Annotated in this window: 26 protein-coding genes and 1 tRNA gene; 20 read left to right on the top strand and 7 right to left on the bottom strand. The window is 63.8% G+C overall.

Annotated features, from left to right (window positions below):
- The first annotated feature begins 2 nt into the window (after positions 1 to 2).
- From hisI to tatC, 7 genes are all read left to right on the top strand, one after another.
- Positions 3 to 440: a phosphoribosyl-AMP cyclohydrolase gene (gene hisI, locus BMI01S_RS21110; protein ID WP_028213288.1), complete on the top strand. Its 438-nt coding sequence runs from the start codon at positions 3 to 5 to the stop codon at positions 438 to 440.
- Positions 437 to 805 (top strand): phosphoribosyl-ATP diphosphatase, encoded by a 369-nt coding sequence (locus BMI01S_RS21105; protein WP_028213287.1) that lies wholly within the window; start codon positions 437 to 439, stop codon positions 803 to 805. Before hisI ends, BMI01S_RS21105 begins: the two co-directional genes overlap by 4 nt.
- Before the next feature lie 27 nt (positions 806 to 832).
- A complete protein-coding gene (locus BMI01S_RS21100; RefSeq protein WP_028213286.1) occupies positions 833 to 1,225 on the top strand; it encodes a DUF4870 family protein in 393 nt (130 codons plus the stop codon).
- Positions 1,226 to 1,291: 66 nt separating this feature from the next.
- On the top strand, positions 1,292 to 1,660 hold the full coding sequence (locus BMI01S_RS21095; protein WP_028213285.1) for a histidine triad nucleotide-binding protein: 369 nt from the start codon (positions 1,292 to 1,294) through the stop codon (positions 1,658 to 1,660).
- A 133-nt stretch (positions 1,661 to 1,793) separates the two neighbouring features.
- Complete coding sequence (tatA, locus tag BMI01S_RS21090) at positions 1,794 to 2,033, top strand: Sec-independent protein translocase subunit TatA (protein WP_028213284.1); 240 nt, start codon at positions 1,794 to 1,796, stop codon at positions 2,031 to 2,033.
- Positions 2,034 to 2,106: 73 nt separating this feature from the next.
- Entirely contained in the window at positions 2,107 to 2,664 is a 558-nt protein-coding gene (gene tatB, locus BMI01S_RS21085; RefSeq protein WP_028231681.1) for a Sec-independent protein translocase protein TatB, read from the top strand.
- 45 nt (positions 2,665 to 2,709) lie between these two features.
- Positions 2,710 to 3,492 (top strand): twin-arginine translocase subunit TatC, encoded by a 783-nt coding sequence (gene tatC, locus BMI01S_RS21080; protein WP_028231680.1) that lies wholly within the window; start codon positions 2,710 to 2,712, stop codon positions 3,490 to 3,492.
- A gap of 141 nt (positions 3,493 to 3,633) precedes the next feature.
- Here the strand turns inward: tatC and BMI01S_RS21075 are convergent, their stop codons facing one another.
- Positions 3,634 to 4,848, bottom strand: coding sequence for a Do family serine endopeptidase (locus BMI01S_RS21075; RefSeq protein WP_028213281.1), 1,215 nt, complete (start codon positions 4,846 to 4,848; stop codon positions 3,634 to 3,636).
- A gap of 19 nt (positions 4,849 to 4,867) precedes the next feature.
- On the opposite strand from BMI01S_RS21075, the gene BMI01S_RS21070 reads away from it, so the two are divergent.
- The 7 genes from BMI01S_RS21070 (at position 4,868) to BMI01S_RS21040 (ending at position 10,143) form a co-directional block, all read left to right on the top strand.
- Positions 4,868 to 5,614, top strand: a complete 747-nt coding sequence (locus BMI01S_RS21070; RefSeq protein ID WP_028231679.1) for a Nif3-like dinuclear metal center hexameric protein — start codon at positions 4,868 to 4,870, stop codon at positions 5,612 to 5,614.
- A 283-nt stretch (positions 5,615 to 5,897) separates the two neighbouring features.
- Positions 5,898 to 6,518: a ubiquinol-cytochrome c reductase iron-sulfur subunit gene (gene petA / locus BMI01S_RS21065; protein ID WP_028213279.1), complete on the top strand. Its 621-nt coding sequence runs from the start codon at positions 5,898 to 5,900 to the stop codon at positions 6,516 to 6,518.
- Positions 6,518 to 7,918 (top strand): cytochrome b, encoded by a 1,401-nt coding sequence (locus BMI01S_RS21060; protein ID WP_028231678.1) that lies wholly within the window; start codon positions 6,518 to 6,520, stop codon positions 7,916 to 7,918. The genes petA and BMI01S_RS21060 overlap by 1 nt, the downstream gene beginning before the upstream one ends.
- Before the next feature lie 75 nt (positions 7,919 to 7,993).
- Positions 7,994 to 8,737 carry a cytochrome c1 gene (locus BMI01S_RS21055; RefSeq protein ID WP_028231677.1) on the top strand — a complete coding sequence of 248 codons (744 nt, stop codon included), beginning with the start codon at positions 7,994 to 7,996 and terminating at the stop codon, positions 8,735 to 8,737.
- 114 nt (positions 8,738 to 8,851) lie between these two features.
- Positions 8,852 to 9,463 (top strand): glutathione S-transferase N-terminal domain-containing protein, encoded by a 612-nt coding sequence (locus tag BMI01S_RS21050; RefSeq protein WP_027797364.1) that lies wholly within the window; start codon positions 8,852 to 8,854, stop codon positions 9,461 to 9,463.
- A gap of 79 nt (positions 9,464 to 9,542) precedes the next feature.
- Entirely contained in the window at positions 9,543 to 10,049 is a 507-nt protein-coding gene (locus BMI01S_RS21045; RefSeq protein ID WP_028213276.1) for a ClpXP protease specificity-enhancing factor, read from the top strand.
- Between the two features lie 18 nt (positions 10,050 to 10,067).
- A tRNA-Thr gene (locus BMI01S_RS21040) sits at positions 10,068 to 10,143 on the top strand.
- 83 nt (positions 10,144 to 10,226) lie between these two features.
- On the opposite strand, the gene BMI01S_RS21035 is transcribed toward BMI01S_RS21040, so the two are convergent.
- Positions 10,227 to 11,177 carry a cation diffusion facilitator family transporter gene (locus tag BMI01S_RS21035; protein ID WP_028231676.1) on the bottom strand — a complete coding sequence of 317 codons (951 nt, stop codon included), beginning with the start codon at positions 11,175 to 11,177 and terminating at the stop codon, positions 10,227 to 10,229.
- Between the two features lie 69 nt (positions 11,178 to 11,246).
- Positions 11,247 to 14,006 (bottom strand): type IIG restriction enzyme/methyltransferase, encoded by a 2,760-nt coding sequence (locus BMI01S_RS21030; protein ID WP_028231675.1) that lies wholly within the window; start codon positions 14,004 to 14,006, stop codon positions 11,247 to 11,249.
- Between the two features lie 279 nt (positions 14,007 to 14,285).
- Here BMI01S_RS21030 and BMI01S_RS21025 point away from each other — a divergent pair, with 279 nt between their 5' ends.
- Positions 14,286 to 15,434: a methyltransferase gene (locus BMI01S_RS21025; RefSeq protein WP_028213273.1), complete on the top strand. Its 1,149-nt coding sequence runs from the start codon at positions 14,286 to 14,288 to the stop codon at positions 15,432 to 15,434.
- 122 nt (positions 15,435 to 15,556) lie between these two features.
- On the opposite strand, the gene BMI01S_RS21020 is transcribed toward BMI01S_RS21025, so the two are convergent.
- Positions 15,557 to 15,877, bottom strand: coding sequence for a type II toxin-antitoxin system HicA family toxin (locus tag BMI01S_RS21020; protein ID WP_028213272.1), 321 nt, complete (start codon positions 15,875 to 15,877; stop codon positions 15,557 to 15,559).
- Between the two features lie 380 nt (positions 15,878 to 16,257).
- On the opposite strand from BMI01S_RS21020, the gene BMI01S_RS21015 reads away from it, so the two are divergent.
- On the top strand, positions 16,258 to 17,121 hold the full coding sequence (locus BMI01S_RS21015) for a class I SAM-dependent methyltransferase (RefSeq protein ID WP_028231674.1): 864 nt from the start codon (positions 16,258 to 16,260) through the stop codon (positions 17,119 to 17,121).
- 14 nt (positions 17,122 to 17,135) lie between these two features.
- Here BMI01S_RS21015 and BMI01S_RS21010 read toward each other — a convergent pair whose 3' ends face one another.
- Both BMI01S_RS21010 and BMI01S_RS21005 read right to left on the bottom strand, forming a co-directional pair.
- Positions 17,136 to 17,720 carry a DUF1415 domain-containing protein gene (locus BMI01S_RS21010; RefSeq protein ID WP_042290427.1) on the bottom strand — a complete coding sequence of 195 codons (585 nt, stop codon included), beginning with the start codon at positions 17,718 to 17,720 and terminating at the stop codon, positions 17,136 to 17,138.
- A gap of 9 nt (positions 17,721 to 17,729) precedes the next feature.
- Positions 17,730 to 18,380 carry a TetR/AcrR family transcriptional regulator gene (locus tag BMI01S_RS21005; protein ID WP_028231672.1) on the bottom strand — a complete coding sequence of 217 codons (651 nt, stop codon included), beginning with the start codon at positions 18,378 to 18,380 and terminating at the stop codon, positions 17,730 to 17,732.
- A 195-nt stretch (positions 18,381 to 18,575) separates the two neighbouring features.
- Between BMI01S_RS21005 and BMI01S_RS21000 the strand changes: the two genes are divergently transcribed.
- From BMI01S_RS21000 to BMI01S_RS20990, 3 genes are all read left to right on the top strand, one after another.
- The gene (locus BMI01S_RS21000) at positions 18,576 to 19,859 is read left to right on the top strand and encodes an MFS transporter (protein ID WP_028213268.1); all 1,284 of its coding nucleotides are present in this window, start codon (positions 18,576 to 18,578) and stop codon (positions 19,857 to 19,859) included.
- A gap of 180 nt (positions 19,860 to 20,039) precedes the next feature.
- Entirely contained in the window at positions 20,040 to 20,642 is a 603-nt protein-coding gene (locus tag BMI01S_RS20995; protein ID WP_028213267.1) for a nitroreductase family protein, read from the top strand.
- A 196-nt stretch (positions 20,643 to 20,838) separates the two neighbouring features.
- On the top strand, positions 20,839 to 22,098 hold the full coding sequence (locus BMI01S_RS20990; RefSeq protein WP_036045642.1) for an Hsp70 family protein: 1,260 nt from the start codon (positions 20,839 to 20,841) through the stop codon (positions 22,096 to 22,098).
- Between the two features lie 174 nt (positions 22,099 to 22,272).
- Here BMI01S_RS20990 and BMI01S_RS20985 read toward each other — a convergent pair whose 3' ends face one another.
- Positions 22,273 to 22,476, bottom strand: coding sequence for a cold-shock protein (locus tag BMI01S_RS20985; RefSeq protein ID WP_027797379.1), 204 nt, complete (start codon positions 22,474 to 22,476; stop codon positions 22,273 to 22,275).
- A 433-nt stretch (positions 22,477 to 22,909) separates the two neighbouring features.
- On the opposite strand from BMI01S_RS20985, the gene BMI01S_RS20980 reads away from it, so the two are divergent.
- Positions 22,910 to 23,671, top strand: a 762-nt coding sequence (locus tag BMI01S_RS20980; protein WP_042290423.1) for an APC family permease, incomplete at its 3' end; no start/stop codon positions are given.

Raw genomic sequence — 23,671 nt, 5'->3', positions numbered from 1 at the left:
CGATGAGCAATACGCAAACCGGCAACTCCGCGAGCGACCTCGCCAACGCGAACTGGCTCGACAAGGTCAACTGGGACGCCAACGGCCTCGTGCCCGTGATCGCGCAGGAAGCCACCACCGGCGACGTCCTGATGTTCGCGTGGATGAACCGTGAGGCGCTCGCGAAAACGGTCGAGTTGCGTCGCGCCGTGTACTTCTCGCGCTCGCGTCAGCGCCTGTGGTTCAAGGGCGAGGAGTCGGGGCACGTGCAGCACGTGAGCGACATCCGCCTCGACTGCGACGAAGATGTCGTGCTGCTCAAGATCGAGCAGGTCTCGGGCATCGCGTGCCACACGGGCCGCCACTCGTGCTTTTTCCAGCAATTCGAAGGCACCGTCGACGAAGGCCGCTGGGTCGCCGTCGATCCGGTGCTGAAAGACCCCGAACACATCTACAAATGACGCAACTGAACACCAACGACACGCTGCTGCGCCTCGCGGCGGTGATCGACAGCCGCAAGGGCGGCAACCCGGACGCTTCCTATGTCGCGCGCCTCTTCCACAAGGGCGACGACGCGGTGCTCAAGAAAGTGGGCGAGGAGGCGACCGAAGTCGTGCTGGCCGCCAAGGACGTGCGTCAGGGCGGCGCGCCGAAAGCGCTTGTGGGCGAGATGGCCGACCTGTGGTTTCATTGTCTCGTGACGCTTTCGCATTTCGATTTGAGCCCCGCCGATGTCCTGGCGGAACTGGAACGCCGCGAGGGCCTTTCGGGGCTCGAGGAAAAGGCGCTGCGCAAGACCCGTGAGCGCGAGGCGAACGGCGACTGAGGTTGGCGGCGACAGGAGACGAATTCGATGTCCACTTCCGGCGATTACCCACCCCCTTCGTACCGCAATGGCGTCGATGCGGACCGGCTGCGCAGCCTGCGCACGCTCACCCATGTGCTGTACGCACTCTATGCGGTGTACTGGCTCACCGGCGGCATTTCCGTGCTGATCGCCATCATCCTCAATTACCTGAAACGCGACGAAGCGCTCGGTACGCCCTATGAGCAGCACTTCACGTGGCAAATCCGCACTTTCTGGCTCGGACTGGCCGGCCATCTGATCGGCGGCCTTCTCATCCTCGTGCTGATCGGCATTCCAATTCTGTGGGCTGTCGCAATCTGGACGTTGTACCGTATCATCAAAGGCTGGCTGTACTTGTACGACAATAAGCCGTTGCACAACCCGCGCGCCTGGTTCTGAGCGGCAGCAGCGTCCGGTGGTGCGGCTCGTCTAACCCGGCCTGTCTTGTCGCCCACCAGGAGCACCATGAATCACGACCGCAGCACCTGTCTCTTCTGCAAGATCGCCGATGGCCACATTCCCAGCACGCGGGTGTACGAGGACGACGAGTTCGTCGCTTTCCGCGACATCCGGCCCGCGGCAGAAACCCACGTACTCGTGATTCCGCGCCAGCATATTCCCACCCTTGCCGATTGCGGTGAAAACGACGCTCCGCTGCTTGGTAGAATGTTTGTACTGGTCGCGCGGCTCGCGAAGGATCTGGGCGTCTCGTACACGGGCGGCGAAACCGGGTATCGCACGGTCGTGAATACGGGGCCGGGAGGCGGGCAGGAGGTCTATCATCTGCACGCACATCTGCTGGCAGGGCCGCGTCCGTGGCACCGCATGGGCTGAGCGCTGCTAGCGCAGGTGGCAGAGAGCGGTGGCGGCGCAAGAGGTCGCACGCCACGTCGATGCAACATCACACAGGCACAATTTTTCGCGTCGCGCAGCAAGCGCGGCGGCGGGGTTAAGGAGAGAGTCAATCATGGGTTCATTGAGCATCTGGCACTGGCTGATCGTCTTGTTGATCGTGGCGCTCGTCTTCGGCACGAAGAAGCTGCGCAATATCGGTAGCGATCTGGGCGGTGCGGTGAAGGGATTCAAGGAAGGCATGCGCGAGAGCGAAGGCGCCCCCGACGCGCAAAAGCGCGAGCTGCCGCCCAATGGCGGTGCAGTCGACGTCGAAGCCAAGGACAAGACGCAGCGCTCGAACGACTTGCGCTGAACGCGTGGCAACCGTCCTTTTCCGCCGTTTCTTCTTCTAAGGCAGCAGCCAAGGCTGACGGAATTCTCCATTCATGCTCGATCTCGGTTTAACGAAGATGGCGCTGATCGGCGTCGTCGCGCTGGTCGTTCTCGGGCCGGAGCGACTGCCGCGCGTCGCACGCACGGCGGGCGCGCTGTTCGGGCGCGCGCAGCGCTATATCAACGACGTCAAGGCCGAAGTTACGCGTGAGATCGAACTGGACGAGTTGCGCCGCATGAAAACGGAGTTCGAGTCGGCGGCCCAGAACGTCGAGAAAACCGTTCAGGACAACCTGCGCAAGCATGAAACCGAGTTGAACGACGCGTGGAACGCGGGCACGTCGGTCTCGCCGAGCATTGCCGGCGGCGCCGATCCGGCCAGCGTCGAGGCCGCCGCCAATGCGGCGGACGGCGCCTCGATGCAATCGGGATGGCGCTCCGGCAGCGCGGGATCGAGCGCCGTGAAGCGCAAGAACTGGCGCGTGAAGCAGAGCGCCGCACCTGTCTGGTACAAGCGCGCCACGCTGCGGCGCACGCGCGTGCAATCGGGCGCCGCGCGGGTGGCGCAGCACACGCCGGCCAGCCTGCGCCGGCCCACGCGGTTCTTCTGACGCGGATCCGCCTTTGCGCATGTCCATTTCCAATAGAGGGCCGGTGTGAGCGACCCCCAGCAAAACCTGGAAGAAGGCTCCGAAGAGACCTTCATTTCCCATCTCGTCGAACTGCGTGACCGCATCATCCGCGCGGGCATCGCCGTGATCGTCGTTTTCGTGGGGCTCGTGTACTGGGCACCCGACATATTCCGGCTGCTTGCGCGACCGCTCATGCAGAACCTGCCGCGCGACGGCAAGATGATCGTCACCGACGTGACCGGCTCGTTTTTCGTGCCAATGAAGGTCACGATGCTCGTCGCCTTCGTGATTGCGCTGCCTGTCGTGCTCTACCAGATCTGGGCGTTCGTGGCCCCTGGCCTCTACCAGCACGAAAAGAAGCTCGTCGCGCCGCTGGTGGCGAGCAGTTACACGCTCTTTCTGTGCGGCATGGCATTCGCGTACTTCGTGGTGTTCCCAACCATCTTCCGCGTGATGGCGCATTACAACGCGCCACTAGGCGCGGAGATGACGACGGATATCGACAATTACCTGAGCTTCGTGCTCACGATGTTCATTGCGTTCGGCGTGACGTTCGAGGTGCCCATCGTCGTCGTGCTGCTCGTGCGCATGGGCGTGCTGAGCGTGAGGAAGCTCAGGGAGATCAGGCCGTATGTGATCGTCGGCGCGTTCATCGTCGCTGCCGTCGTGACGCCGCCCGATGTCTTCTCGCAACTCATTCTCGCGTTGCCGCTCATCATCCTGTACGAGGCGGGCATCATCGCGGCGCGAATTTTCGTCGGCACCGGCGAGAAGAAGGCGGCGGACGAGAGTCAGGCGGCAAGCTAGGCTCGCTGGCCCAGCGCAGGAAAGCCAGCAGGAAGCCCGGCCCCAGACAACGAAAAGGCCGCGAACCCAGGTTCGCGGCCTTTTCGTTTGGGCTCGGCTTTTTGGACGGCGCGCCATGGCGGCTCGGCCGCCACCGCGTCATCAGCCTCCGTCGTCGCCTTCGCCATCCTCCTGAGCCGGTTGTTTCGGCGGGGGCGGGCGCTTGCCGATCAGCACGTCGAGATCCATGTCCCTGTTCTTGCGCACGAGGTGGACCCTCGCGTCGGTGCCTGGCTTGATCTGCGCGATCACGTTCAGGAGGCGCGTGGTGTCGGTAATGGCCTCGCCGTTCACCGATGTGAGGACGTCGCCTGGCTTGATGCCGGCCTTGTCGGCGGGGCCGCCCTGCAACACGCCCGCGACGATCGCGCCGGACTTCTCCTTCAGGCCGAACGAATCGGCGATCTCCGGCGTCACGTCCTGTGGTTCAACGCCGATCCAGCCGCGCGTGACCGTGCCCGTGGTGATGATGCTCTCCAGCACGCTGCGCGCCGTGGAGACGGGAATCGCGAAGCCGATGCCGAGCGAGCCGCCCGAGCGCGAGTAGATGGCCGTGTTGATGCCGAGCAGGTTGCCGTTGACGTCGACGAGCGCGCCGCCCGAGTTGCCCGGATTGATCGGCGCGTCGGTCTGAATGAAGTTCTCGAACGTGTTGATGCCGAGGTGATTGCGGCCGAGCGCGCTGATGATGCCCATCGTGACCGTTTGCCCCACGCCGAACGGGTTGCCGATGGCGAGCACGACGTCGCCCACGCGCGTCTGGTCCATACGGCCGAGCGTGATCGTGGGGAGGTTCGGCAGGTTGATCTTGAGTACGGCGAGATCGGTTTCCGGGTCGATGCCGATGACCTTCGCGTTGGTGGTGCGGCCGTCGGAAAGCGCGATTTCGATCTGGTCCGCGCCGTCGATGACGTGCTGGTTCGTTAGAATGTAACCGTCCGGACTGACAATGACACCCGAACCGAGGTTGGCGGCAGGCTGCTCCTGCTGTTTCTGGTTTTTGTTGCGATCGCCGAAGAAGTAGCGAAATAGCGGATCGTTCTGGCGGGGATCGGGCGGCAGCGACCCATCCTTGCTCGAGAACACGTTGACGACCGCGGGCATGGCCTTTTGGGCGGCGTCCGCGTAGGAGCCCTGGGCACTACCTGACCCGATGCCTGGCGCCACTTCCCGCAGTGCGACGATCGGCTCGGCGAGCTGCTTGCCGAACTGCCCCTGGTGCTGCAGCCACTGCGGCTTGAGCGTGGCGATGATGAACATCAACGCCAGCAGGACCGTCACCGCCTGGGCGAAGAACAGCCAAAAGCGTCTAAGCATCTGAAGATTAGAGGATTATATGGATCGGATCGAACTGGAATTGTATCTGAACAATCTTCTGGAATCCGCGCGGTTCAAGGACTATTGCCCGAACGGCCTGCAGGTCGAAGGTCGGAGGCGCGTGGAGAAAATCGCCACCGGCGTGACCGCGTCGCTTGCCTTCCTCGAAGCGGCGCACGAATGGGGCGCGGACGCCGTGCTCGTCCATCATGGCTACTTCTGGAAAAACGAAGCACCGCAGATCACGGGCCGCAAGTACCGGCGCCTGAAGACGCTGCTGGCGAACGATATCAACCTGTTCGCCTACCATCTGCCGCTCGACAGCCATCCAGAACTGGGTAACAACGCGCAGTTGGGCGCCAGATTCGGCTGGATCGGCGAACAACGCTTCGGTGAGCAGGATCTGGGCTGGATGGCTACGCTACCCATGCCGATTACGCTCGCGCACTTTACCGCCGAGGTCGAGCAGACACTCGGCCGCACACCGCTCGTGCTCGGCGACCCGGACTGGCAGCTGCGTCGCGTGGCGTGGTGCACGGGGGCGGCACAAAGCCTCTTCGACGCCGCGATCGACGCCGGTGCCGACGTTTTCCTCACCGGAGAAATCTCCGAGCCGACCACGCACACCTCGGCGGAAAGCGGTGTCGCGTTCCTCGCTGCGGGCCACCATGCGACGGAGCGCTTCGGCGTTCAGGCGCTTGGCGCGCACCTCTCGGAAGCCTTCGACATCGAGCATCTCTTCATCGATATCGATAATCCCGTTTAGGCGCCAGTCCCGGGCCTCCAAGGCGCATCCGACATCGCGCATCACGCACGGCGAAATGCGCGAATTGTCGTGACGCAGCACCGTTTTATTCATGGGGCATTTACAAACCAAAAGGAAAATGTCCCTTTTTTCTGCGGGAAAACCCCGACTTATCAAGGACTTCCGAAGCTTTTTGGAGAGCGCCCCTTGTAAATGCCAACTCCATTCGCGCAAACTAGCGTTCGGCAGCACCGCGGGTAAGCTGGCGTGACGGAAAAATCCAACTCAGAAGTGGGGCGATGTGATGCGAGACAACGAGAATGACCGCGTCGATGGCAGCCGCCGAACCTGGCTGATTGCGACGTCCGTAGCAGGTGGCATTGGAGGCGTGGCCACCGTCGTACCCTTCGTAGGCTCCTTTGCACCATCGGAAAAAGCGCGCGCCGCCGGCGCGCCCATCGAGGTCGACATCACGAATCTGCAGCCGGGCTCGATGATGACCGTGGCCTGGCGCGGCAAGCCCGTGTGGATCCTGAACCGCACGGATCGCATGATGGCCGACGTGAAGAAGGCCGATCCCGATCTGGCCGATCCGGACTCCGAGCATCCGTTTTCCCTGCCCACGCCGGAGTACTGCAAGAACGAGTTTCGTTCCCGCGCCGAGCATCAGAACATCCTCGTGGCCGTGGCTGTCTGCACCCATCTGGGCTGCACGCCCACGCCGCGCTTCCAGGAAGGCCCGCAGCCGAACCTCCCCGACAGCTGGCCGGGCGGCTTCCTGTGCCCGTGCCACGGCTCCACCTACGATCTCTCCGGCCGCGTGTTCAAGAACAAGCCGGCGCCGCAGAACCTCGACATTCCCCGGTACATGTTCGTGTCCCCGACGCAACTCGTGATCGGCAAGGACGAAAAAGGAGAAGCGTGATGGCGACGGGAACCGAAAAGGACGTGGTGGAAACAACCGGCGCATCTTCCGGCCTGCAAGGCTGGATCGACAAGCGCTTTCCGATGACTTCGGCCTGGCGCGCGCACCTTTCCGAGTACTACGCGCCGAAGAACTTCAACTTCTGGTACTTCTTCGGCTCGCTGGCGCTGCTCGTGCTGGTGAACCAGATCGTCACCGGCATCTTCCTCACCATGAACTACAAGCCCGATGCGACGCTCGCATTCGCATCGGTCGAGTACATCATGCGCGAGGTGCCATGGGGCTGGCTCATCCGCTACATGCACTCCACGGGCGCTTCGATGTTCTTCGTGGTCGTGTATCTGCACATGTTCCGCGGGCTTTTGTACGGCTCATACCGCAAGCCGCGCGAGCTCGTGTGGATCTTCGGCTGCGCGATTTTTCTCTGCCTGATGGCCGAGGCGTTCTTCGGTTACCTGCTGCCATGGGGCCAGATGTCGTTCTGGGGCGCGCAGGTGATCGTGAATCTGTTCTCGGCGATCCCCTTCATTGGCCCGGACCTCTCGCTGTGGATTCGCGGCGACTACGTGGTGTCCGACGTCACGCTGAACCGCTTTTTCGCGTTCCACGTGGTCGCCATACCGCTCGTGCTGATCGGGCTCGTGATCTGCCACATCATCGCGCTGCACGAAGTGGGCTCGAACAACCCGGACGGCATCGAGATCAAGGAGAAAAAGGACGCGAACGGCGTGCCGCTCGACGGCATTCCGTTCCATCCGTACTACTCTGTGCACGACTTCATGGGCGTGTGCATCTTCCTGTTGATCTTCGCGGCGATCGTGTTCTTCGCGCCGGAAATGGGCGGGTACTTCCTGGAATCGAATAACTTCGTGCCCGCCAATCCGCTGCAGACGCCGCCCGAGATCGCGCCGGTCTGGTACTTCACGGCGTTCTACGCGATGCTGCGCGCCACCACCGACCCGTTCAAGATCGTGCTGATGGTCGTGATCGCGCTGCTCGGCCTGCTTGCGCTCGTGCGCGCGCGCGGCAAATGGCGCGCAGGGCTGCCGGTGCTGGCGGTGCTCGTGATTCTCGCGATGTACTTCACCGAGTCGAAGTTCTGGGGCGTGGTGGTGATGGGCACAGCGGTGATCTCGCTCTTCTTCCTGCCGTGGCTCGACCGCTCGCCGGTGAAGTCGATCCGCTACCGGCCGCTCTTCCACAAGGTGTTCCTCGGGATCTTCGTGCTCGCGTTCCTGACGCTCGCCTTCCTGGGCACGAAGCCGCCATCGCCGGCGGCCACGCTGATTGCCCAGATTTGCGCGCTCGTCTATCTCGCGTTCTTCCTCGGCATGCCGTTCTGGACGCCGCTTGGCACCTTCAAGCAGCCACCCGAGCGCGTGCGGTTCAAGCCCCATTAATTGACGAGCGAGGAAAACATGACGGGAAAAACTCTCTTTTCGACACTCGCGAAGATGAGCGTACGGGCCGCCGGCATGCGGGCCGCCCTGGCTGCTCTGGCGCTGTCATGCGCCGTCGGGGCGGGATCCGTGGCGGCACAGGAAAACATTCCGCTCGACCGCGCACCCGATAACGGCGAAAATCTTGCTTCGCTGCAACACGGCGCCCAATTGTTTGTAAACTATTGCCTGAATTGCCATAGTGCGAACTTGATGCGCTACAGCCGTTTGCAGGATCTCGGCATTCCGCAGAAGCAAATCGAAGATAATCTGTTGTTTACGACCGACAAGGTCGGCAACACGATGTCCATCGCGATGCGCCCGGACGACGCCCAGGCGTGGTTCGGCGTGCCGCCGCCGGACCTCTCCGTGGAAGCGCGGGCGAAAGGGCGTGACTGGCTGTACACGTACCTGCGCAGTTTCTACCGCGACGACACGCGGCCGACCGGCTGGAACAATCTGGTGTTCGAAAACGTGAGCATGCCGCACGTGCTGTGGCAGTTGCAAGGCATCCGCACGGCGAAGTACGAGAATACGACGGACGAGGAAACCGGGGAAAAGGTCCGCCGCTTCACGGGGTTCCAGCAGGTCAAGCCCGGAACGCTCTCGCCGGTGGATTATGATGCCGACGTGGCCGACCTGGTGGCATACCTTGGCTGGATGGCCGAGCCGGAGCAGAAAACCCGCAGGCAGCTTGGCGTGTGGGTGCTCCTGTTCCTTGGCGTCCTGAGCTTTTTCGCGTGGCGATTGAACGCCGCGTACTGGAAAGATATCAAATAGGCACGTCCTGACCGACGTGGGGCCGGTGCGACGAGAAGCCGTCTGACGGTTCAGCGACCGTCTGGCGGTTTTTTCGCCCGCTGGCCTTTTGGGTTTATTGAGGAAATGTAAATCATGATGGTTCTGTACTCCGGCACTACCTGCCCGTTCTCCCAGCGTTGCCGGCTGGTGTTGTTCGAAAAGGGCATGGACTTCGAAATCCGCGACGTCGACCTGTTCAACAAACCGGAAGACATCGCCGTGATGAATCCGTACGGTCAGGTGCCGATTCTCGTCGAGCGCGATCTGATCCTGTACGAGTCGAACATCATCAACGAGTACATCGACGAGCGCTTCCCGCACCCGCAGCTCATGCCGGCCGATCCGGTCCAGCGCGCCCGCGCGCGCCTGTTCCTGCTCAACTTCGAGAAGGAACTGTTCGTGCACGTGAGCACGCTCGAAAACGAGAAGGGCAAGGCCGCCGAGAAGAACCACGAGAAGGCGCGCCTCGCGATTCGCGACCGCCTCACGCAGCTCGCGCCGATCTTCCTGAAGAACAAGTACATGCTGGGCGAAGAGTTCTCGATGCTCGACGTCGCGATCGCCCCGCTGCTGTGGCGCCTCGACCATTACGGCATCGAACTCTCGAAGAACGCCGCGCCGCTCATGAAGTACGCCGAGCGTATCTTCAGCCGTCCGGCGTACATCGAAGCGCTGACGCCGTCCGAAAAGGTCATGCGTCGTTAAGCAGTATCCCGGCGGTTTGCGGGTAACAGAGGTGGCGTGCACGGCGTGGGCGTGACGCCGCCTCGCGAAAGGATTGTTGATGCAAGAGATTTCCACCAAGCCTTATCTGCTGCGCGCGCTGTACGAGTGGTGCACCGACAACGGCTTTACGCCGCATATCGCGGTGCGGGTCGACAACCGCACGCGCGTGCCGCGCCAGTTCGTGCGCGACGGCGAGATTGTGCTGAACATCAGCTTCGAGGCGACGAGCCAGCTGCAGATGGGCAACGAGATGATCGAGTTCCACGCGCGCTTCTCGGGCAAATCGCACAAGATCGAGGTGCCTGTGCCGAACGTGCTCGCCATCTACGCGCGCGAGAACGGGCAAGGCATGGCGTTCCCGGTCGAGTCGCCGCCGGGCGACGCCGCCGATGTGCTGTCCTCCGAGGATCACGAAGAGGCAGAGGCGCACGAAGTGCGCGACGAGGCCGCCGGGCAGCCTTCGGCACCCGCCGCGCCGGTCGCGCCGGTCGCCTCCCCCGCTGTCGACAAAGATGACGACGGCGGCAACAAGGGCGGCAAAGGGCACCTCAAGATCGTGAAATGAAGTAGAATAGCGGGCTACGCCGGCTTAGCTCATCTGGTAGAGCAGTTGATTTGTAATCATCAGGTGGCGGGTTCGAGTCCTGCAGCCGGCACCAAACTCAACAAAGGGTTACGTGAAGTTCACGTAACCCTTTGTGCTTTCTTGCCCCCACTTTCTTCATCGCTCCCGCTATGGACCTCACTCGGCCCATGCCGGGTCGCTCGTGAACATGATCGTGAGCCAACGGTGCGACTCGTCCCCGCCTATCGCGCGGCCGATTTCATCGCGGATCACATCCCACTCGGCAATGCGCTTGGGCGGCATGTCGGGCGGGACGACGAAGTACAGCTCGATTTCGCGCGAGCGGCCCACTTTCGCGACATACGCGCGGTAATACTCGAAGGCGTAGCGCTCGACGAAGTGTTTCGCGACGATGTCGACATGCTGCTTGAGGTCCGCCGGCGCGACGAGCAGCACGTCCAGCAGCGCCTGGCGGATTTCCGCGAGCGGAATTGGAATGATCGCGACGCATACCAGCACGAGCGCCGCCGGATCGACGTAGGGTGTGAGCGGTTCCCAAGCGGTTCCCTGGATCGCGTAGCCGATGCTGAACGCAATCAGCAGCGCTGCCGTGATGCCGGCCGACATGATCCATGACTTGATGTCGAGGCGCAGGAAATCCGAGTGGATCCGGCGATTCGCGCGTGATTCGACCACGACCATTGTCACGCAGGCGCTCACCGTGAGCGCGGCGTACACCAGCGCGGCGCCGAAGTGCAATTCGTGCCCTCCGGACAGCAGGTTCGTGACGCCGTTGATCAGCGCATAGACGGCCACGCCCACCAGCAGTGTGCTGTTGAGTCCGAGCACCATGGGTTCGAGATGCCAGAAACCCATGGTGAATCGGTCGCGCCATTTGCGCGGCAGGTCGACGTTGACCGCATAGGACGTGATCAGGCGCACGACCGCGAGCGCGACTGCGCTCATGCTCGCATCGACGAGCGAGTACACGCCGTCGAACACAATGGAAAACGACCCGGAAACGAGGCCGAACACGATGCCGATGGAGGCGATCAGTAACGTCGTGACAATCGAAAGCCTCAGAACACTGCTCTCGTCGGAAGTGCTCAGGAATCGGGGCCATTCCATGATGTCTGCTCAGCGCGAAGATGAGCAAGACTAGCCGACTCGCCGCGACGTTGCCGCCCGACTGCGCGGTCATCTCGTCCCGCGCGCGAGAGAGACGGCCTGGCTTTCCACGAGTTCGATTTCCTGCGCTGACAAGCCAAATGCCGCGTACAGAATGTGATCGATCTCGCGCGCGATCTCGATCACGGCCGGCTCGCCACCGTCCGACTGCGCAGCCGCCAGCAGCCGGCTCACGCGCGCCGCGACCTCTGCGCGCACCCGTGCGTCTCCCGGCACGGGCAATGCGTCGATCATCGCCCGTGTGAACACCACGCCGCCGTTGTAGCTCGACGCGCCGTGTTTCGCGCGGATCAGAAAGACCGAGAGCGGGCAGTTCAGCAGCGCTGCCGCAAACTTCAGCAGGTTCTCGTCGTGCGAGCGGAGGATCAGCGTGGTCTTGCCGGGAATCGTGTTGCCCGCGAGATCGAGCGTCGCGTCGAGCCGCGTGAGCCCCTTCACGATCAGCTTTTTCGCATTGGATTTCGCGCCGTATCCGTTTGCGAACGTCGAGGCGAAACGCACACGGTCGACCACCGGTTCGTCGTAGCGTCGTCCGAGATAGGTCATCGGCTTGCTGCCCCACCGCGAGATATAACGTCCGAGCGTGCCCGTATTTACCACCCGATAGCGACCTTCCGCCAGAAAGCGGCCGTTAGCCTCTTCGATGAGCGGCGCGAGCCGGTAGGCGTCTGAAGTCGCGCATGCGTTCTCGCACGGCAGCAAGGCGCCGAGCGTGGCGTGCGAACCGGCGAGCCGTTGCACGAACGCGAAATGCGGCGAAAGCAGCGCGTCGAGCGGCCATGGCGCTTCAAGCGTGCGTTTGTCGGTCTGCGCAAGCTCGGTGAGCGTTTCGCCCTCGATCTGTGCCGTCGTGATGGCCGTCGTGCCCGATTCGCGAAACAGCGTGATGATCGAATCGACCCGCGCCTGTTCGAACACGTCGCGTCCAAGCGCGACGATGCGCTCGATCTTGCCGATATGCCGTGCGCGCAAGGCATTGCCGAAGGGCTTCGACAGCCATTTGTCGGGCGTGAGAAAGGCCATCGCGCCCCCCGGCCGCAGCAGTGCGAGACCCAGCTCCATGAATACGATGTAAAGATCCCAGTTGCCCTTCGCACTCGGCCAGCGTAGCGCGAGCCGTTCGCGCAGCGCGCGCTGGCCTTCGTTGATCATGCGTTCGGAATCGATATAGGGCGGGTTCGCGATGACGGCGTCGAAGCGTTCGAAGTCGCCGTTGTCGTTGAGGAGGTCCGCGAAGGCGATGCGCCATTCGAATGCCGTGGCATCGTGGGCCGTTGCTTCGCCATCCTCATCGAGGCGCTTGCGCAATGCGTCGCGCAGTTGCGCGAGCCGCGCCGCTTCGGCGGTCCTTGCCGCCTGCGTGGCCGTCGCCCGAAGTCTTGCCGTGCTCGCGCGATAGTCCGCGACCTGTTGCGCGGCCTCGCGAAGTGGGGCGTCGAAGGCGAACCGGCTGATTGTCGCGTTGCCGTGCTTGAGGTTGGTTTCGAGATTCGGCAGCAGGACGGTCGGGGCGCCCGCTGTGAAATCCGCGTGTTCGAGCAGTTCGATCCACAGCCGCAAACGCGCCATGCCGACCGAATCCGCGCTGATATCGACGCCGAACAGCGAGCGCTCGATGATGTCCCGCTTCACGCGAAAGAGCGTGGCTTCGATTGCACGGATCGCTTCGTCGTCGCACCCGCGCGTGAGCGGTTCGCCATTCGCGTGTGTGACACAAAGGCGATCCGCGGTGATGCCGACACGGCACTCGCCGAGCGCTGCGCGCTCGCGTGCGTCCAGCAAGCCAAGCCGCACCTTTAGCACGAGCAATTCGTTGAGCGCGGAGACGAGCAGATGCCCCGAGCCCACGGCCGGGTCGCAGACGCGCAGCGAGTCCAGCAAGGCGCGGGCTTCGTCGCGGTCCTCGATCGATTTGGATAACTGATCGATGCTCGTGCAGCGCCAGCCCTTCGCGCGGTTGAAGCGGTTGAGCGCCGCCTGCGTGACGGCGGGCCGGGCGAGCTGCATCGCGACGCTGCCCGGCGTGTACCACGCGCCGTCGCGGTAGCCATTGAGCTTCTCGAAGACGAGGCCGAGTGCCGAGGCGTCGAGGCAGCGTCGGCTGGCGCCCCCCGCCAGCCCGGTGGAGAACTCGAAGGCGGCGAGAAAATCGAGCAGATACGCAAGCACGTGGCGCTCGCCGCTCGCCTCGCTGAGCACCGTGGCGGAGTAAAGCGGCAACGTGGCACGCTCGTCGAGGGCGCCCATGGCGAACAGGCCTGGCTCGATATCCTGCGGCTCGAAGAGCGATCCGTCGAAGCGCGGAAGATGAGCGAAGCGCTTCGCGTGCGTGATGTCGCAGGGCCCGAGTATGGCGTTGCACAGCGCGTCGAGATCGCTGAACGAGCGAATATGTCGCGCGTTCAGGAAGGCATAGGTCGAATCGTCGTCGTGCAGCGTCAACAGACGCGTTTCGAGCACCTTGAGAAAGACGAGCCGGCTGATCCAGACGATGCAAATCCGCAACGCGAGCGCGAAGTGGTCTTCTTGCGCAAGCTGGCATTCATCGGCAGCGAGACGCGACAGCGCGAGTTCGATGAGCGAGCCGTGCAAGCGCTCGTGAGGCGCGCGTCGTGAGACGGTGCGCCTCGCGCCGTGAACGCTCTCCTGCAGACCCACGATGTGCAGCAATTCGGCGTAAAACCCTTCGTCGAGCCGCACGGCACCGGCGTTGGCGCGGCGCGTGCGCGGTTTGCGCGCGCGGCGGGTCTGCTGGGTGGTTCGTGGCATGGTCTCTTGCTGTCGGACAGGGCGCGGTCGGCGCACATTTTACTGCCGCAGGTCCGGCCTTCCGCATGTCCATGCGTCCTATGCCGTTCGGCCGGGTCGACGCGCCCGAGCGGCTGAGCGATGATGGCTGCAAAGAGGAGGGGGCGGAACGCGCCGCATCGCTCTGCTATATGATGGCGCCGCTCAAGGCGCGCCGCGGCGTCAACCCGCGGGCCATTGTGCGACCGGACAGGTCGTCCCCACCGTGCAAACCGGCCCGCCGCATCGAATACCCGACCTATGACCGAACATCCCACTCTCACCTGGCCCGATACAGATGGCCCGCGTACCGTGCGCTGGCGCTCCGAGGCTGGCGTGCCAGCGCCGAAACGCGTGGTCGTCGCCGACGACCGCACGACCGCGGACGCGGCGTACCGTCTCGCCTGCGAAGGCACGGCGCTCCTGTGGTGCGGCGACTATCAGAATGCGCGTCAGCTGCTGCAGGCGATGGCGCGCCGCGCGGAGCGCAAGCCGCGCAAGGCCGCGCCACCCGGGGCGCCCGCTTCGCCGCTCGAAGCCTTTCATCTGCACCGGCAGGCGCAGGCGCAGCGTGCCCGTACGCTAGGCATGGTGCTGATTCCGCTCGAAGGCGATTACGGCATCAACCTGCGCCGCGCGCCCGACGTGCGGCTAGCGTGCGAGGAGGCGTGGGGCGCGCCCGATGGCGAGCCTTCCGCGGTGTCGCTGCGCGAGATTCTCGGTCTGATCGGCGCGCATGAGTGGCGCAAGAAGGGCGTCGAGGTCGCGTCGCTGAACGGGGCGCGTATTCATCCGTACTACGGCGTGTTCTCGCCCGTGCGCGGCGAATATGTCGATCTCGTCGCGCGCACGGCGCTGCCAACGCTGGAGAAGGCCTTCGATATCGGCACGGGCACTGGCGTTCTGGCCGCCGTGCTCGCATCGCGTGGCATGAAGCGCGTGGTCGCCACCGATCAGGACGCCCGCGCGCTGGCCTGCGCAAAGGAGAACCTCACGCGCCTTGGCTATGCGGAGCAGGTCGAAGTCGTCGAGGCGGATCTGTTCCCGCCGGGCCGCGCGCCGCTCGTCGTTTGCAATCCCCCATGGGTGCCGGCGCGCCCCGCTTCGCCCATCGAATACGCCGTGTTCGATCCGGAAAGTCGCATGCTGCGCGGCTTTCTCGGCGGCCTCAAGGATCATCTCGAACCGGGCGGCGAGGGCTGGCTGATCCTGTCCGACTTCGCGGAGCACCTCGGGTTGCGCACGCGCGATTCGCTCGTGGAGATGATCGAGCAGGCCGGACTCGAAGTGGTGGGGCGCGAGGACATCCGTCCGAGGCATCCGAAAGCCACGGATTCCAGCGATCCGCTCTACCATGCGCGGGCGGCTGAAATGACATCGCTTTGGCGCCTGAAAGTTCGCGCGGAGTGAGCGCGGGGCAGGGAGAACGCAGGCAACACCGAACAAGGCGGGCCGCTCGCGGCCCGTGTGGCTGTCGATCAGCGGCGCTGGCGGCGCAACCGCCGCGCCGGCGTTCCGGGTTCACATTGGCGTTACCCCGGATAGGCCTCGTCGACTTTGAGACCTGCGAGCTTGAAAATCACGCGCAGGGTCTGCGGCTTGATATCGCGGCGCGATGCCAGTGCCGACATCACGAAATCGAGCACCTTCGCGTACTTCAGCAGAATCAGGCAAGTCTCGAGATCCGAAGGGCCGTCGCGCATGCTCTCCGCGACTCGCAGCATCTCCACCGAGATGTCGCGCGCCATTTCCAGCTCCAGTTGCTGCTTTTCCGTCCAGTCGGGAACCGTGAGAAGTTTCGTAAGCAGTTCCTGGAATTTTTGCTCTGCGTTTCCGTCAGGTATCGTGTTCATTGCATGCCCCATGCAAGGCCGTACAGCGTCGAGCGCTCTTCGCGCAGCGAGGACTGCGCCAGCCTGATTCACCGCAACCGGCAGTCCCGGTGCGACCTCCCAATGCGAGCCCGTCGATACGATGCCGACCGGTCGCGCCACGTTTTGGTCCTTTGTGGGCATCGGGGACAAAATCCTCGTGTCTCTTTTACTCAACCCCCTCCCTCCTGGTCGCACGTGGGTCAGGGTGCGGATCGCAGTGGCTCTGTTACGACACGGGCCGCTCTTCTGGGTTCGACAGCCTCGACTAGCTTTTTTCGTAAAATGACAGGAAAACCGCAACCCTTCTGTCGCCTGTCGCACGTTTCGCGACAGGCCTCGCCATTCATCCGATCACGCCGATGTCAAGCAAGACTTACGAAGTCCGTCCCAATCAATCCGTCGAACTCCTGAAGGAGCTCCACATCCTGACGCGCGACGGCAAGATGAACCAGGACAGCCGCCGCAAGCTGAAGCAGGTGTACCACCTGTTCCAGTTCATCGAGCCGCTGCTCAAGGATCTCAAGGAGGATGGCCGCGACGTGACTCTTGTCGATCACGGGGCGGGCAAATCCTATCTGGGCTTCATTCTCTACGACCTCTTCTTCAAGGATCAGCGCGACAGGTCACACATTTATGGCATTGAAACGCGCGACGAGCTCGTGCGGCACTCGCAGGCCCTCGCCGAACGCCTGGGCTTTGGTGGGATGTCGTTTCTAAACCTGTCCGTTGCGGAGTCCATCACGTCGCCGCAATTGCCGCCGAGTGTCGATATCGTGACGGCGCTGCATGCCTGCGACACCGCCACCGATGACGCCATCCGCTTCGCGCTCAAAAAGCACGCGCGCTATATCGTGGTCGTGCCGTGCTGCCAGGCGGAGGTGGCCGGTGTGCTGCGCCGCAATAAGGGCAAGTCGCTTGGGCAGGCGCTGGCCGAGATCTGGCGTCACCCGCTGCATACGCGAGAATTCGGCAGCCAGATCACGAACGTGCTGCGCTGCCTGCAGCTCGAGGCGCACGGCTATCAGGTGAGCGTGACGGAACTGGTGGGCTGGGAGCACTCGATGAAGAACGAACTCATCATCGCCCAGTACAAGGATTTGCCGCGGCGCCGTCCGGCAGCGCGGCTCAACGAGATACTCGATACGTTCGGGCTCGCGGACCTGCGCGAACGCTTTTTCACCGAGGACGGCGAGGCGGCCGCCGAGCCGGTCACCGAAGCCTGATCACTGGCGCGGCGTCAGTCGCGCTTGCTCATCCACTCGCGCCAACCGTCGCGACCGAGCTTGCGCAGCGTTTCCTGATTGCGCTCGTAAATGTCGGCGGCGTCCGGGAACGCCTCGACTGCGCGCTCGATGCTCGCTTCCCGTAGCAGATGCAGGATCGGATACGGCGCACGGTTGGTGTAGTTCTCGATGTCGTCGGGCGCGGTGCCATCGAACTGATAGTCCGGATGGAAGCTCGCGACCTGTAACGTGCCTTCCAGCCGCAACTGCTGCACGAGGCGTTCGGCGAACCACGTCGCGTCGTTGAAGTCCGCGAAGTCGGCGAGCGCGTGGGGCAGGATCAACAGCGTCGTGTCGATCTCCGCGGGGTCCGCCTCAGCCAGCGTTCGCAGTTCTCGTTCGAGATCGGTGAGGACGCCTTCCAGTTCAGTAGCCTCGCTGATGACGTAGCGGATCTGGTTCTTCACGTGCACGCTCTTCGCGAACGGGCAGAGGTTCAAGCCAATCACGGCGCGCGTGAGCCAATGGCGCGTCGCTTCGAGAATGGCGGCGTGATCGGAAGAGCGAGCAGCGGGCGATGGGGCAGCGGTTTCGTTCATCGTGTCATTTTACGGGCAGCTGGCGCCGGGGCACGCCGCCTCGATCAACAGCTTCGCCATGCGCGGTGCCGCGAGAATCGCGCCGCAGCCCGGACCGTAAGTCTGGCTCGCGGCGTAAATGCCTTCCACCAGCAGCGCGAGTTCCTCGGCGAGCGCGGCCGGGTCTTTGGCGCCCGCCTCCTTCGCGAGTGAAGCGAGCCGCGCCATGAGCCGGCTCTTGTTGCTGTCGACACTGCGCCGCGCGGGATGCGAGGGGTCGGGAAACTCGGTCGCGACGTTCACGAACGGGCAGCCGCGATAGCCCGGCGCCGAAGCGCGGCGCGACAGGTCCTCGAAATACTGCACCAGTTGCTTCGCGGGCTCGCCGGGATGCTTGGCGAGGCTTTCGTCGAAGCGCTCGAAGAAGCGCACATCGCAGCGCTGCAGGTACGCGACGACAAGATCGTCCTTCGACGAAAACTGCCGGTACAGGCTCATCTTGTTGACACCGGCTCGCTCGACCACCGCTTCGATGCCGACTGCGCGCACGCCCTCGCGGTAGAACAGCTCGTCGGCGGCGCGCAGCAGGTGCTCGTGCGCGCGCGCGCCGGCCGTCTGCGCGCGCGGGCGGCTCGTCCGGGCGGCGGAAGACGGCGTTTCGTCGTGGCCTTCGTGTTTCATGAGGGCATCTCGCGATCAGGGGTTTGCTTGACATGTTACCGAGCGGTAACTACTATCGCAACACACTTGTGACCGATCGGTAACAATCCGGCGATGGCGAATTGACGCAGCCACGCGGGCTCAGGCACAGAACCTTCAACCAGCGATCAACGAGAAACTGCGCGTGCATCCCACCGCGGCGTAACAGGAGCAGCAATGAACTGGGCAGCGAGGCGAATAGTCGGGCGTTTCCACTATGGATGGCTCGTCGTGGCGGTGGTGTTTCTGGTGCTGCTGGCCGCGGCCGGCACGCGCGCGACGCCGAGCGTGATGATGGTGCCGCTCGAGCATCAGTTCGGCTGGAGCCGGGCGACCATCTCACTTGCCATTTCGGTGAACATTGCGCTCTACGGCCTGATGGGCCCGTTCGCAGCGGCGGCGATGCAGCGCTTCGGCGTGCGGCCCACGCTGCTCGCGGCGCTCGCCGCCATGGCGGCGGGCGTGGCGCTTTCCGCGCTGATGACGCATCCGTGGCAGATGATCCTGATCTGGGGCGTGATGGTGGGCGGCTCAACCGGCGTGGCCGCGCTCTCGCTTTCGGCCACGGTCGTCACGCGCTGGTTCCACTCGCACCGGGGCCTTGCAATGGGCATCCTCACGGCGAGTTCGGCCACCGGGCAGCTCGTGTTTCTGCCGTTCCTCGCGGCCATTGCCCAGAAGTACGGCTGGCAGCCGGTGGTGCTCGTGGTCGCGGCGGCAGCCGCCGTGGTCCTGCCGCTCGTGCTGTTCCTGTTGCCCGAGCGGCCCGCCAGTGTGAATCTGCGTCCGTTCGGCGAAGACGAAACCACCCCCGTCGCACCGCCCGCTCCGCAGCAAAATCCGCTGAAGATCGCGTTTGACGCGCTCTTCTCGGCCAGCCGCACGCGCGACTTCTGGCTGCTCTTCTTCAGCTTTTTCATTTGCGGCGCGAGTACCAACGGCTATGTGGGCACGCACCTCATCGCCATGTGCGGCGACTACGGCATGACCGAAGTGCAGGGCGCTTCGCTGCTCGCGACGATGGGCATCTTCGACCTGTTCGGCACGACGCTCTCCGGCTGGCTCTCGGACCGCTTCAACAGCCGCCTGTTGCTGTTCTGGTACTACGGTCTGCGCGGCCTTTCGCTGATCTATCTGCCGCATGCGTTCGGCATCGACTTCTTCGGCTTGCCGATTTTCGCGGTGTTCTACGGCCTCGACTGGATCGCGACCGTCCCGCCGACGGTGCGCCTCGCCACCGACGTGTACGGCAAGGAGCGCGCGCCGATCGTGTTCGGCTGGGTCGTGGCGGGCCATCAACTCGGCGCGGCGTTTGCTGCGTTCGGCGCGGGCCTGCTGCGCTCGAGCCTCGGGACCTATACGGTGGCGTCGATGATTTCGGGCGGCTTGTGCATCGTGGCGTCCTTCCTCGTGCTGCGGATCAATCGCGGGCCGCAAACGGTGAGCGTGCAGACGGCCTGACGCGGCTCGCGGGCGCGCCGTCACGCGCATGTGTCAATTCCGCGCGCCCGCGTACTGCGCATGCGCATCCGAAGGGCAAAGCGCAAGCGTCGCCCTTCGGGTTCGAGCGTATTTCGCGCGCTACGGTTATGCTAGTGACCCCCGGGGCACGCCGCCCTCCAACCCAAGGACACACAAGGCATGACGAAGCACAAACCCGCACCGACAGCCGTGCCCATTCACGAACTCATCGCCGGCCGCTGGAGCCCGCGCGCCTATTCGAGCGAGCCGGTGAGCCGCGAGGCGCTACACGCGGTGATCGAGGCGGCGCGCTGGGCGCCCTCGGGCTACAATCAGCAGCCGTGGCGCTTTATCGTGTTCGACCGCAATGTCGACGAAACCGCGTTCAAGCGCGCCTTCGCGACACTCGTGCCGTTCAACCAGCAATGGAATGCGCCCGCGCCGGTGCTGATCGCGGTGACGGCGCAAACGCTCAACGCCAAGGGCGAAGTCAACCGCACGGCGCAGTACGACGCGGGCGCCGCGGCGATGTCGCTCGTGCTGCAGGCGCATGCACTGGGCCTCGCTGCGCACCAGATGAGCGGTTTCGACGTGCAGGCGTTCCGCAAGGAGTTCGCGCTGCCGAACGACGTGGAGCCGCTCGCGATCATCTCGATCGGCCACTACGGCGAAGCCGAGAAGCTGGAGCCGGTGCTGCGCGACCGGGAGAAGGCGGAGCGCACGCGCTCGGCGGTGGGCGAAATCGCCTATGAGAACGCATGGAAGCACCCGTTCAAGGGCTGATTCGGGCGGGTAGCTGCGCGCCGCTGTGGCGTTGCAGGTCGTTCCCGAGTGAAACGCGCGGCGCCGTCCGCGCGTTTTTTCTTGCAGGGCCGCATCATGGGCCGCCGGTTGCCCCGCGCCGCGCTTTCGTGTTACAAAGCCGATCCCCCCGACCTTTCCTCTCTCGCGCGCGCATTCGCTGCGGCGCGCCCTTGCCATGACCAGCTTCTGCGCGATTGACTTCGGAACCTCCAATTCGGCGGTGGCGCTGCCGGCAGCCGCCGACGGCGCCATGCGCCTCGCGCCGGTGGAAGGCGACCACACCACCTTGCCCACGGCGGTTTTCTTCAACGTCGACGAACACACGCGCGAATTCGGGCGCGCGGCGATCGCGTCCTATATCGATGGCTTCGACGGCCGCTTGATGCGCTCGATGAAGAGCATCCTCGGCTCGCCGCTCGCCGAGAGCACGACCGACCTGGGCGACGGCAGCGCGATTCCCTATACCGAGATCATCACGATCTTTCTCGAGCACCTGAAACGCAGCGCCGAACGCTGCTCGGGCACGCCGATCACGCGCGCGGTGCTCGGGCGCCCCGTGTTCTTCGTCGACGAGGATTCGCGTGCCGACCAGCTCGCGCAGGATCAGCTCGAAGCGGCGGCGCGTCGCGTGGGCTTTCGCGAGATCGAATTCCAGTACGAGCCGATCGCGGCGGCATTCGATTACGAGTCGCGGCTCGCGCAAGAAGGGCTCGTGCTCGTGGCGGACATCGGCGGCGGGACTTCGGACTTCTCGCTCGTGCGCGTGGGGCCCGATCGCATGACGCGGCTCGAGCGCAAGGACGACGTGCTCGCGCACCACGGCGTGCACGTGGCCGGCACGGACTTCGACCGCCGCGTCGAACTGGCGACCATCCTGCGAGAACTCGGCTACCAGTCGCTCGACCCCGAGGGCCGCGAGGTGCCGAACCGCATCTATTTCGATCTGGCGACCTGGCACCTCATCAACACGATCTACACGCCCAAGCGCGCCACCGAGCTCAAGCTGATGCGTCATCTGTACCCGGACACGCGCCACCACGACCGGCTGATGCGCGTGGTCGACGCTCGTCTGGGGCACGCGCTCACGGCGCGCGCCGAGGAGGCGAAGATCGGCGTTTCGGCGGGTGGGGAGACGATGATCGATCTCGAAGCGGTCGAGACGGATTTGCGCCTCGCGTTCGGCGATGCGCAACTCGTCGAGGCGGGACGCGAAGAGACGCGTCGCATCGTGCAGGCTGCGCGCGAGACGGTGCAGATGGCGGGCGTCGCGCCAGCGCAGGTCAGTGCGCTCTACTTCACGGGGGGCTCGACCGGCCTCGTGTTCTTGACTCAGGCGCTGGCGGAGGCGTTTCCGCAGTCGCAGGCGGTGTTCGGCGACCGCCTCGCCAGCGTGGCGACTGGCCTTGGCATTCACGCGCAGCGCCTGTACGGCTAGAAGCTTCAGGCGCCCATGCGCCGTGTGAAAACCCCTGACAAGCAGAAAAACGAGGCGAGAAAAAACCCCACCTTCGGGAAGAAGCGTGGGGTTTTTTGGCAGGCTCGCTAGTCAGGATCCACGCAAGACTGCGTTCGGATCCCGAAAGCGGTAGCAGACCAATGAGCGCAGTACTTAGACCGGCTTGATGTTGGCAGCTTGCTTGCCCTTCGGGCCCGTGCGGACTTCGAATTGAACCTTTTGGTTCTCTTGCAGCGTCTTGAAGCCGTCAACCTTGATTTCCGAGAAGTGCGCGAACAGGTCTTCGCCGCCGCCATCCGGAGTGATAAAGCCAAAGCCCTTTGCGTCATTGAACCACTTGACGGTACCGGTTTCCATATTACTTTCCTAAAAATGAATGAAGGCCGAAGCCCGAGAGGTGCACGAAAATCAAGGAAGGGGTATGGGACCAGCCGGAGTACCGTTGATGGGCGAACTACGAAAGACCAATTCACACTCGCCGCTTGAAATCCTGCCCGAACTTTATACGGCTAATCGCCTGGAACGTCAACTAGGACCCCCGCCAATCTTCATGTTTTTTGCTTCAGGGTCGAAACAAAACCTTACAAAGCTTGATAAGCAAATGACTTTTTTGTATTAGGCCGATTTTTTCGGCGCTTTTCGCAGGTGCAACCGGTTAAACTACGCGCCGCGCTGAAGTTGCGCCTACAGGCGCAATCCTACGCGTGGAGGTACGGCAACCGCGGCAAACCCGCCCGCACAACAGACGGGAAAAACGCGTTGTCGAGCTGCTCTCGATACAGGAGAAGACGTGAAAAGTTCTATTCAACGGAACATCGGCCCGTTCGCGCTGATGTTCACCGGCCTCGGGTCGATCATCGGTTCGGGCTGGCTGTTCGGCGCGTGGAAGGCGGCGAAAATCGCAGGTCCGGCGGCCATTTGCGCCTGGATCATCGGCGCCGTGGTCATTCTGGCCATTGCGCTCACCTATGCCGAACTCGGCGCGATGTTCCCGGAGTCGGGCGGCATGGTCCGTTACGCGCGCTACTCGCACGGCGCCCTGGTGGGCTTCATCAGCGCGTGGGCGAACTGGATCGCCATCGTCTCGGTGATTCCCATCGAAGCCGAAGCGTCGATCCAGTACATGAGCACCTGGCCCTATGAGTGGGCGCATGCGCTGTTCGTCGACGGATCGTTGACGCATTCAGGCCTCGGGCTCTCGGCGATCCTCGTGGTCATCTACTTCATGCTCAACTACTGGGGTGTGAAGCTGTTCGCGCGGGCCAACAGCGCCATCACGATCTTCAAGTTCATCATCCCGGGCCTGACGATCGCCGGCCTGATGGCGGGCAGCTTCCACCACGAGAACTTCGGCGAGACGACCACGTTCGCGCCGTACGGCTGGTCGGCGGTGTTCACGGCGGTGGCCACGAGCGGCATCGTGTTCGCGTTCAACGGCTTCCAGAGCCCGATCAACCTCGCGGGCGAAGCGCGCAATCCGGCAAAGAGCGTGCCGTTCGCGGTGATCGGCTCGATCCTGTGCGCGCTCGTGATCTACGTGCTGCTGCAGGTT

The sequence above is a fragment of the Paraburkholderia mimosarum LMG 23256 = NBRC 106338 genome, from assembly GCF_000739815.1.
Taxonomy (GTDB): domain Bacteria; phylum Pseudomonadota; class Gammaproteobacteria; order Burkholderiales; family Burkholderiaceae; genus Paraburkholderia; species Paraburkholderia mimosarum.
Note: the sequence above shows the minus strand (reverse complement) of the source record. Positions and strands in the feature narration are given on the sequence as shown.

Excerpts from the sequence above, each read along its gene's own strand:
- hisI (WP_028213288.1), top strand. The coding sequence starts at position 3 with ATGAGCAATACGCAAACCGGCAACTCCGCGAGCGACCTCGCCAACGCG.
- BMI01S_RS21105 (WP_028213287.1), top strand. The coding sequence starts at position 437 with ATGACGCAACTGAACACCAACGACACGCTGCTGCGCCTCGCGGCGGTG.
- BMI01S_RS21100 (WP_028213286.1), top strand. The coding sequence starts at position 833 with ATGTCCACTTCCGGCGATTACCCACCCCCTTCGTACCGCAATGGCGTC.
- BMI01S_RS21095 (WP_028213285.1), top strand. The coding sequence starts at position 1,292 with ATGAATCACGACCGCAGCACCTGTCTCTTCTGCAAGATCGCCGATGGC.
- tatA (WP_028213284.1), top strand. The coding sequence starts at position 1,794 with ATGGGTTCATTGAGCATCTGGCACTGGCTGATCGTCTTGTTGATCGTG.
- tatB (WP_028231681.1), top strand. The coding sequence starts at position 2,107 with ATGCTCGATCTCGGTTTAACGAAGATGGCGCTGATCGGCGTCGTCGCG.
- BMI01S_RS21075 (WP_028213281.1), bottom strand. The coding sequence starts at position 4,848 with ATGCTTAGACGCTTTTGGCTGTTCTTCGCCCAGGCGGTGACGGTCCTG.
- BMI01S_RS21070 (WP_028231679.1), top strand. The coding sequence starts at position 4,868 with ATGGATCGGATCGAACTGGAATTGTATCTGAACAATCTTCTGGAATCC.
- petA (WP_028213279.1), top strand. The coding sequence starts at position 5,898 with ATGCGAGACAACGAGAATGACCGCGTCGATGGCAGCCGCCGAACCTGG.
- BMI01S_RS21060 (WP_028231678.1), top strand. The coding sequence starts at position 6,518 with ATGGCGACGGGAACCGAAAAGGACGTGGTGGAAACAACCGGCGCATCT.
- BMI01S_RS21055 (WP_028231677.1), top strand. The coding sequence starts at position 7,994 with ATGCGGGCCGCCCTGGCTGCTCTGGCGCTGTCATGCGCCGTCGGGGCG.
- BMI01S_RS21050 (WP_027797364.1), top strand. The coding sequence starts at position 8,852 with ATGATGGTTCTGTACTCCGGCACTACCTGCCCGTTCTCCCAGCGTTGC.
- BMI01S_RS21045 (WP_028213276.1), top strand. The coding sequence starts at position 9,543 with ATGCAAGAGATTTCCACCAAGCCTTATCTGCTGCGCGCGCTGTACGAG.
- BMI01S_RS21035 (WP_028231676.1), bottom strand. The coding sequence starts at position 11,177 with ATGGAATGGCCCCGATTCCTGAGCACTTCCGACGAGAGCAGTGTTCTG.
- BMI01S_RS21030 (WP_028231675.1), bottom strand. The coding sequence starts at position 14,006 with ATGCCACGAACCACCCAGCAGACCCGCCGCGCGCGCAAACCGCGCACG.
- BMI01S_RS21025 (WP_028213273.1), top strand. The coding sequence starts at position 14,286 with ATGACCGAACATCCCACTCTCACCTGGCCCGATACAGATGGCCCGCGT.
- BMI01S_RS21020 (WP_028213272.1), bottom strand. The coding sequence starts at position 15,877 with ATGAACACGATACCTGACGGAAACGCAGAGCAAAAATTCCAGGAACTG.
- BMI01S_RS21015 (WP_028231674.1), top strand. The coding sequence starts at position 16,258 with ATGTCAAGCAAGACTTACGAAGTCCGTCCCAATCAATCCGTCGAACTC.
- BMI01S_RS21010 (WP_042290427.1), bottom strand. The coding sequence starts at position 17,720 with ATGAACGAAACCGCTGCCCCATCGCCCGCTGCTCGCTCTTCCGATCAC.
- BMI01S_RS21005 (WP_028231672.1), bottom strand. The coding sequence starts at position 18,380 with ATGAAACACGAAGGCCACGACGAAACGCCGTCTTCCGCCGCCCGGACG.
- BMI01S_RS21000 (WP_028213268.1), top strand. The coding sequence starts at position 18,576 with ATGAACTGGGCAGCGAGGCGAATAGTCGGGCGTTTCCACTATGGATGG.
- BMI01S_RS20995 (WP_028213267.1), top strand. The coding sequence starts at position 20,040 with ATGACGAAGCACAAACCCGCACCGACAGCCGTGCCCATTCACGAACTC.
- BMI01S_RS20990 (WP_036045642.1), top strand. The coding sequence starts at position 20,839 with ATGACCAGCTTCTGCGCGATTGACTTCGGAACCTCCAATTCGGCGGTG.
- BMI01S_RS20985 (WP_027797379.1), bottom strand. The coding sequence starts at position 22,476 with ATGGAAACCGGTACCGTCAAGTGGTTCAATGACGCAAAGGGCTTTGGC.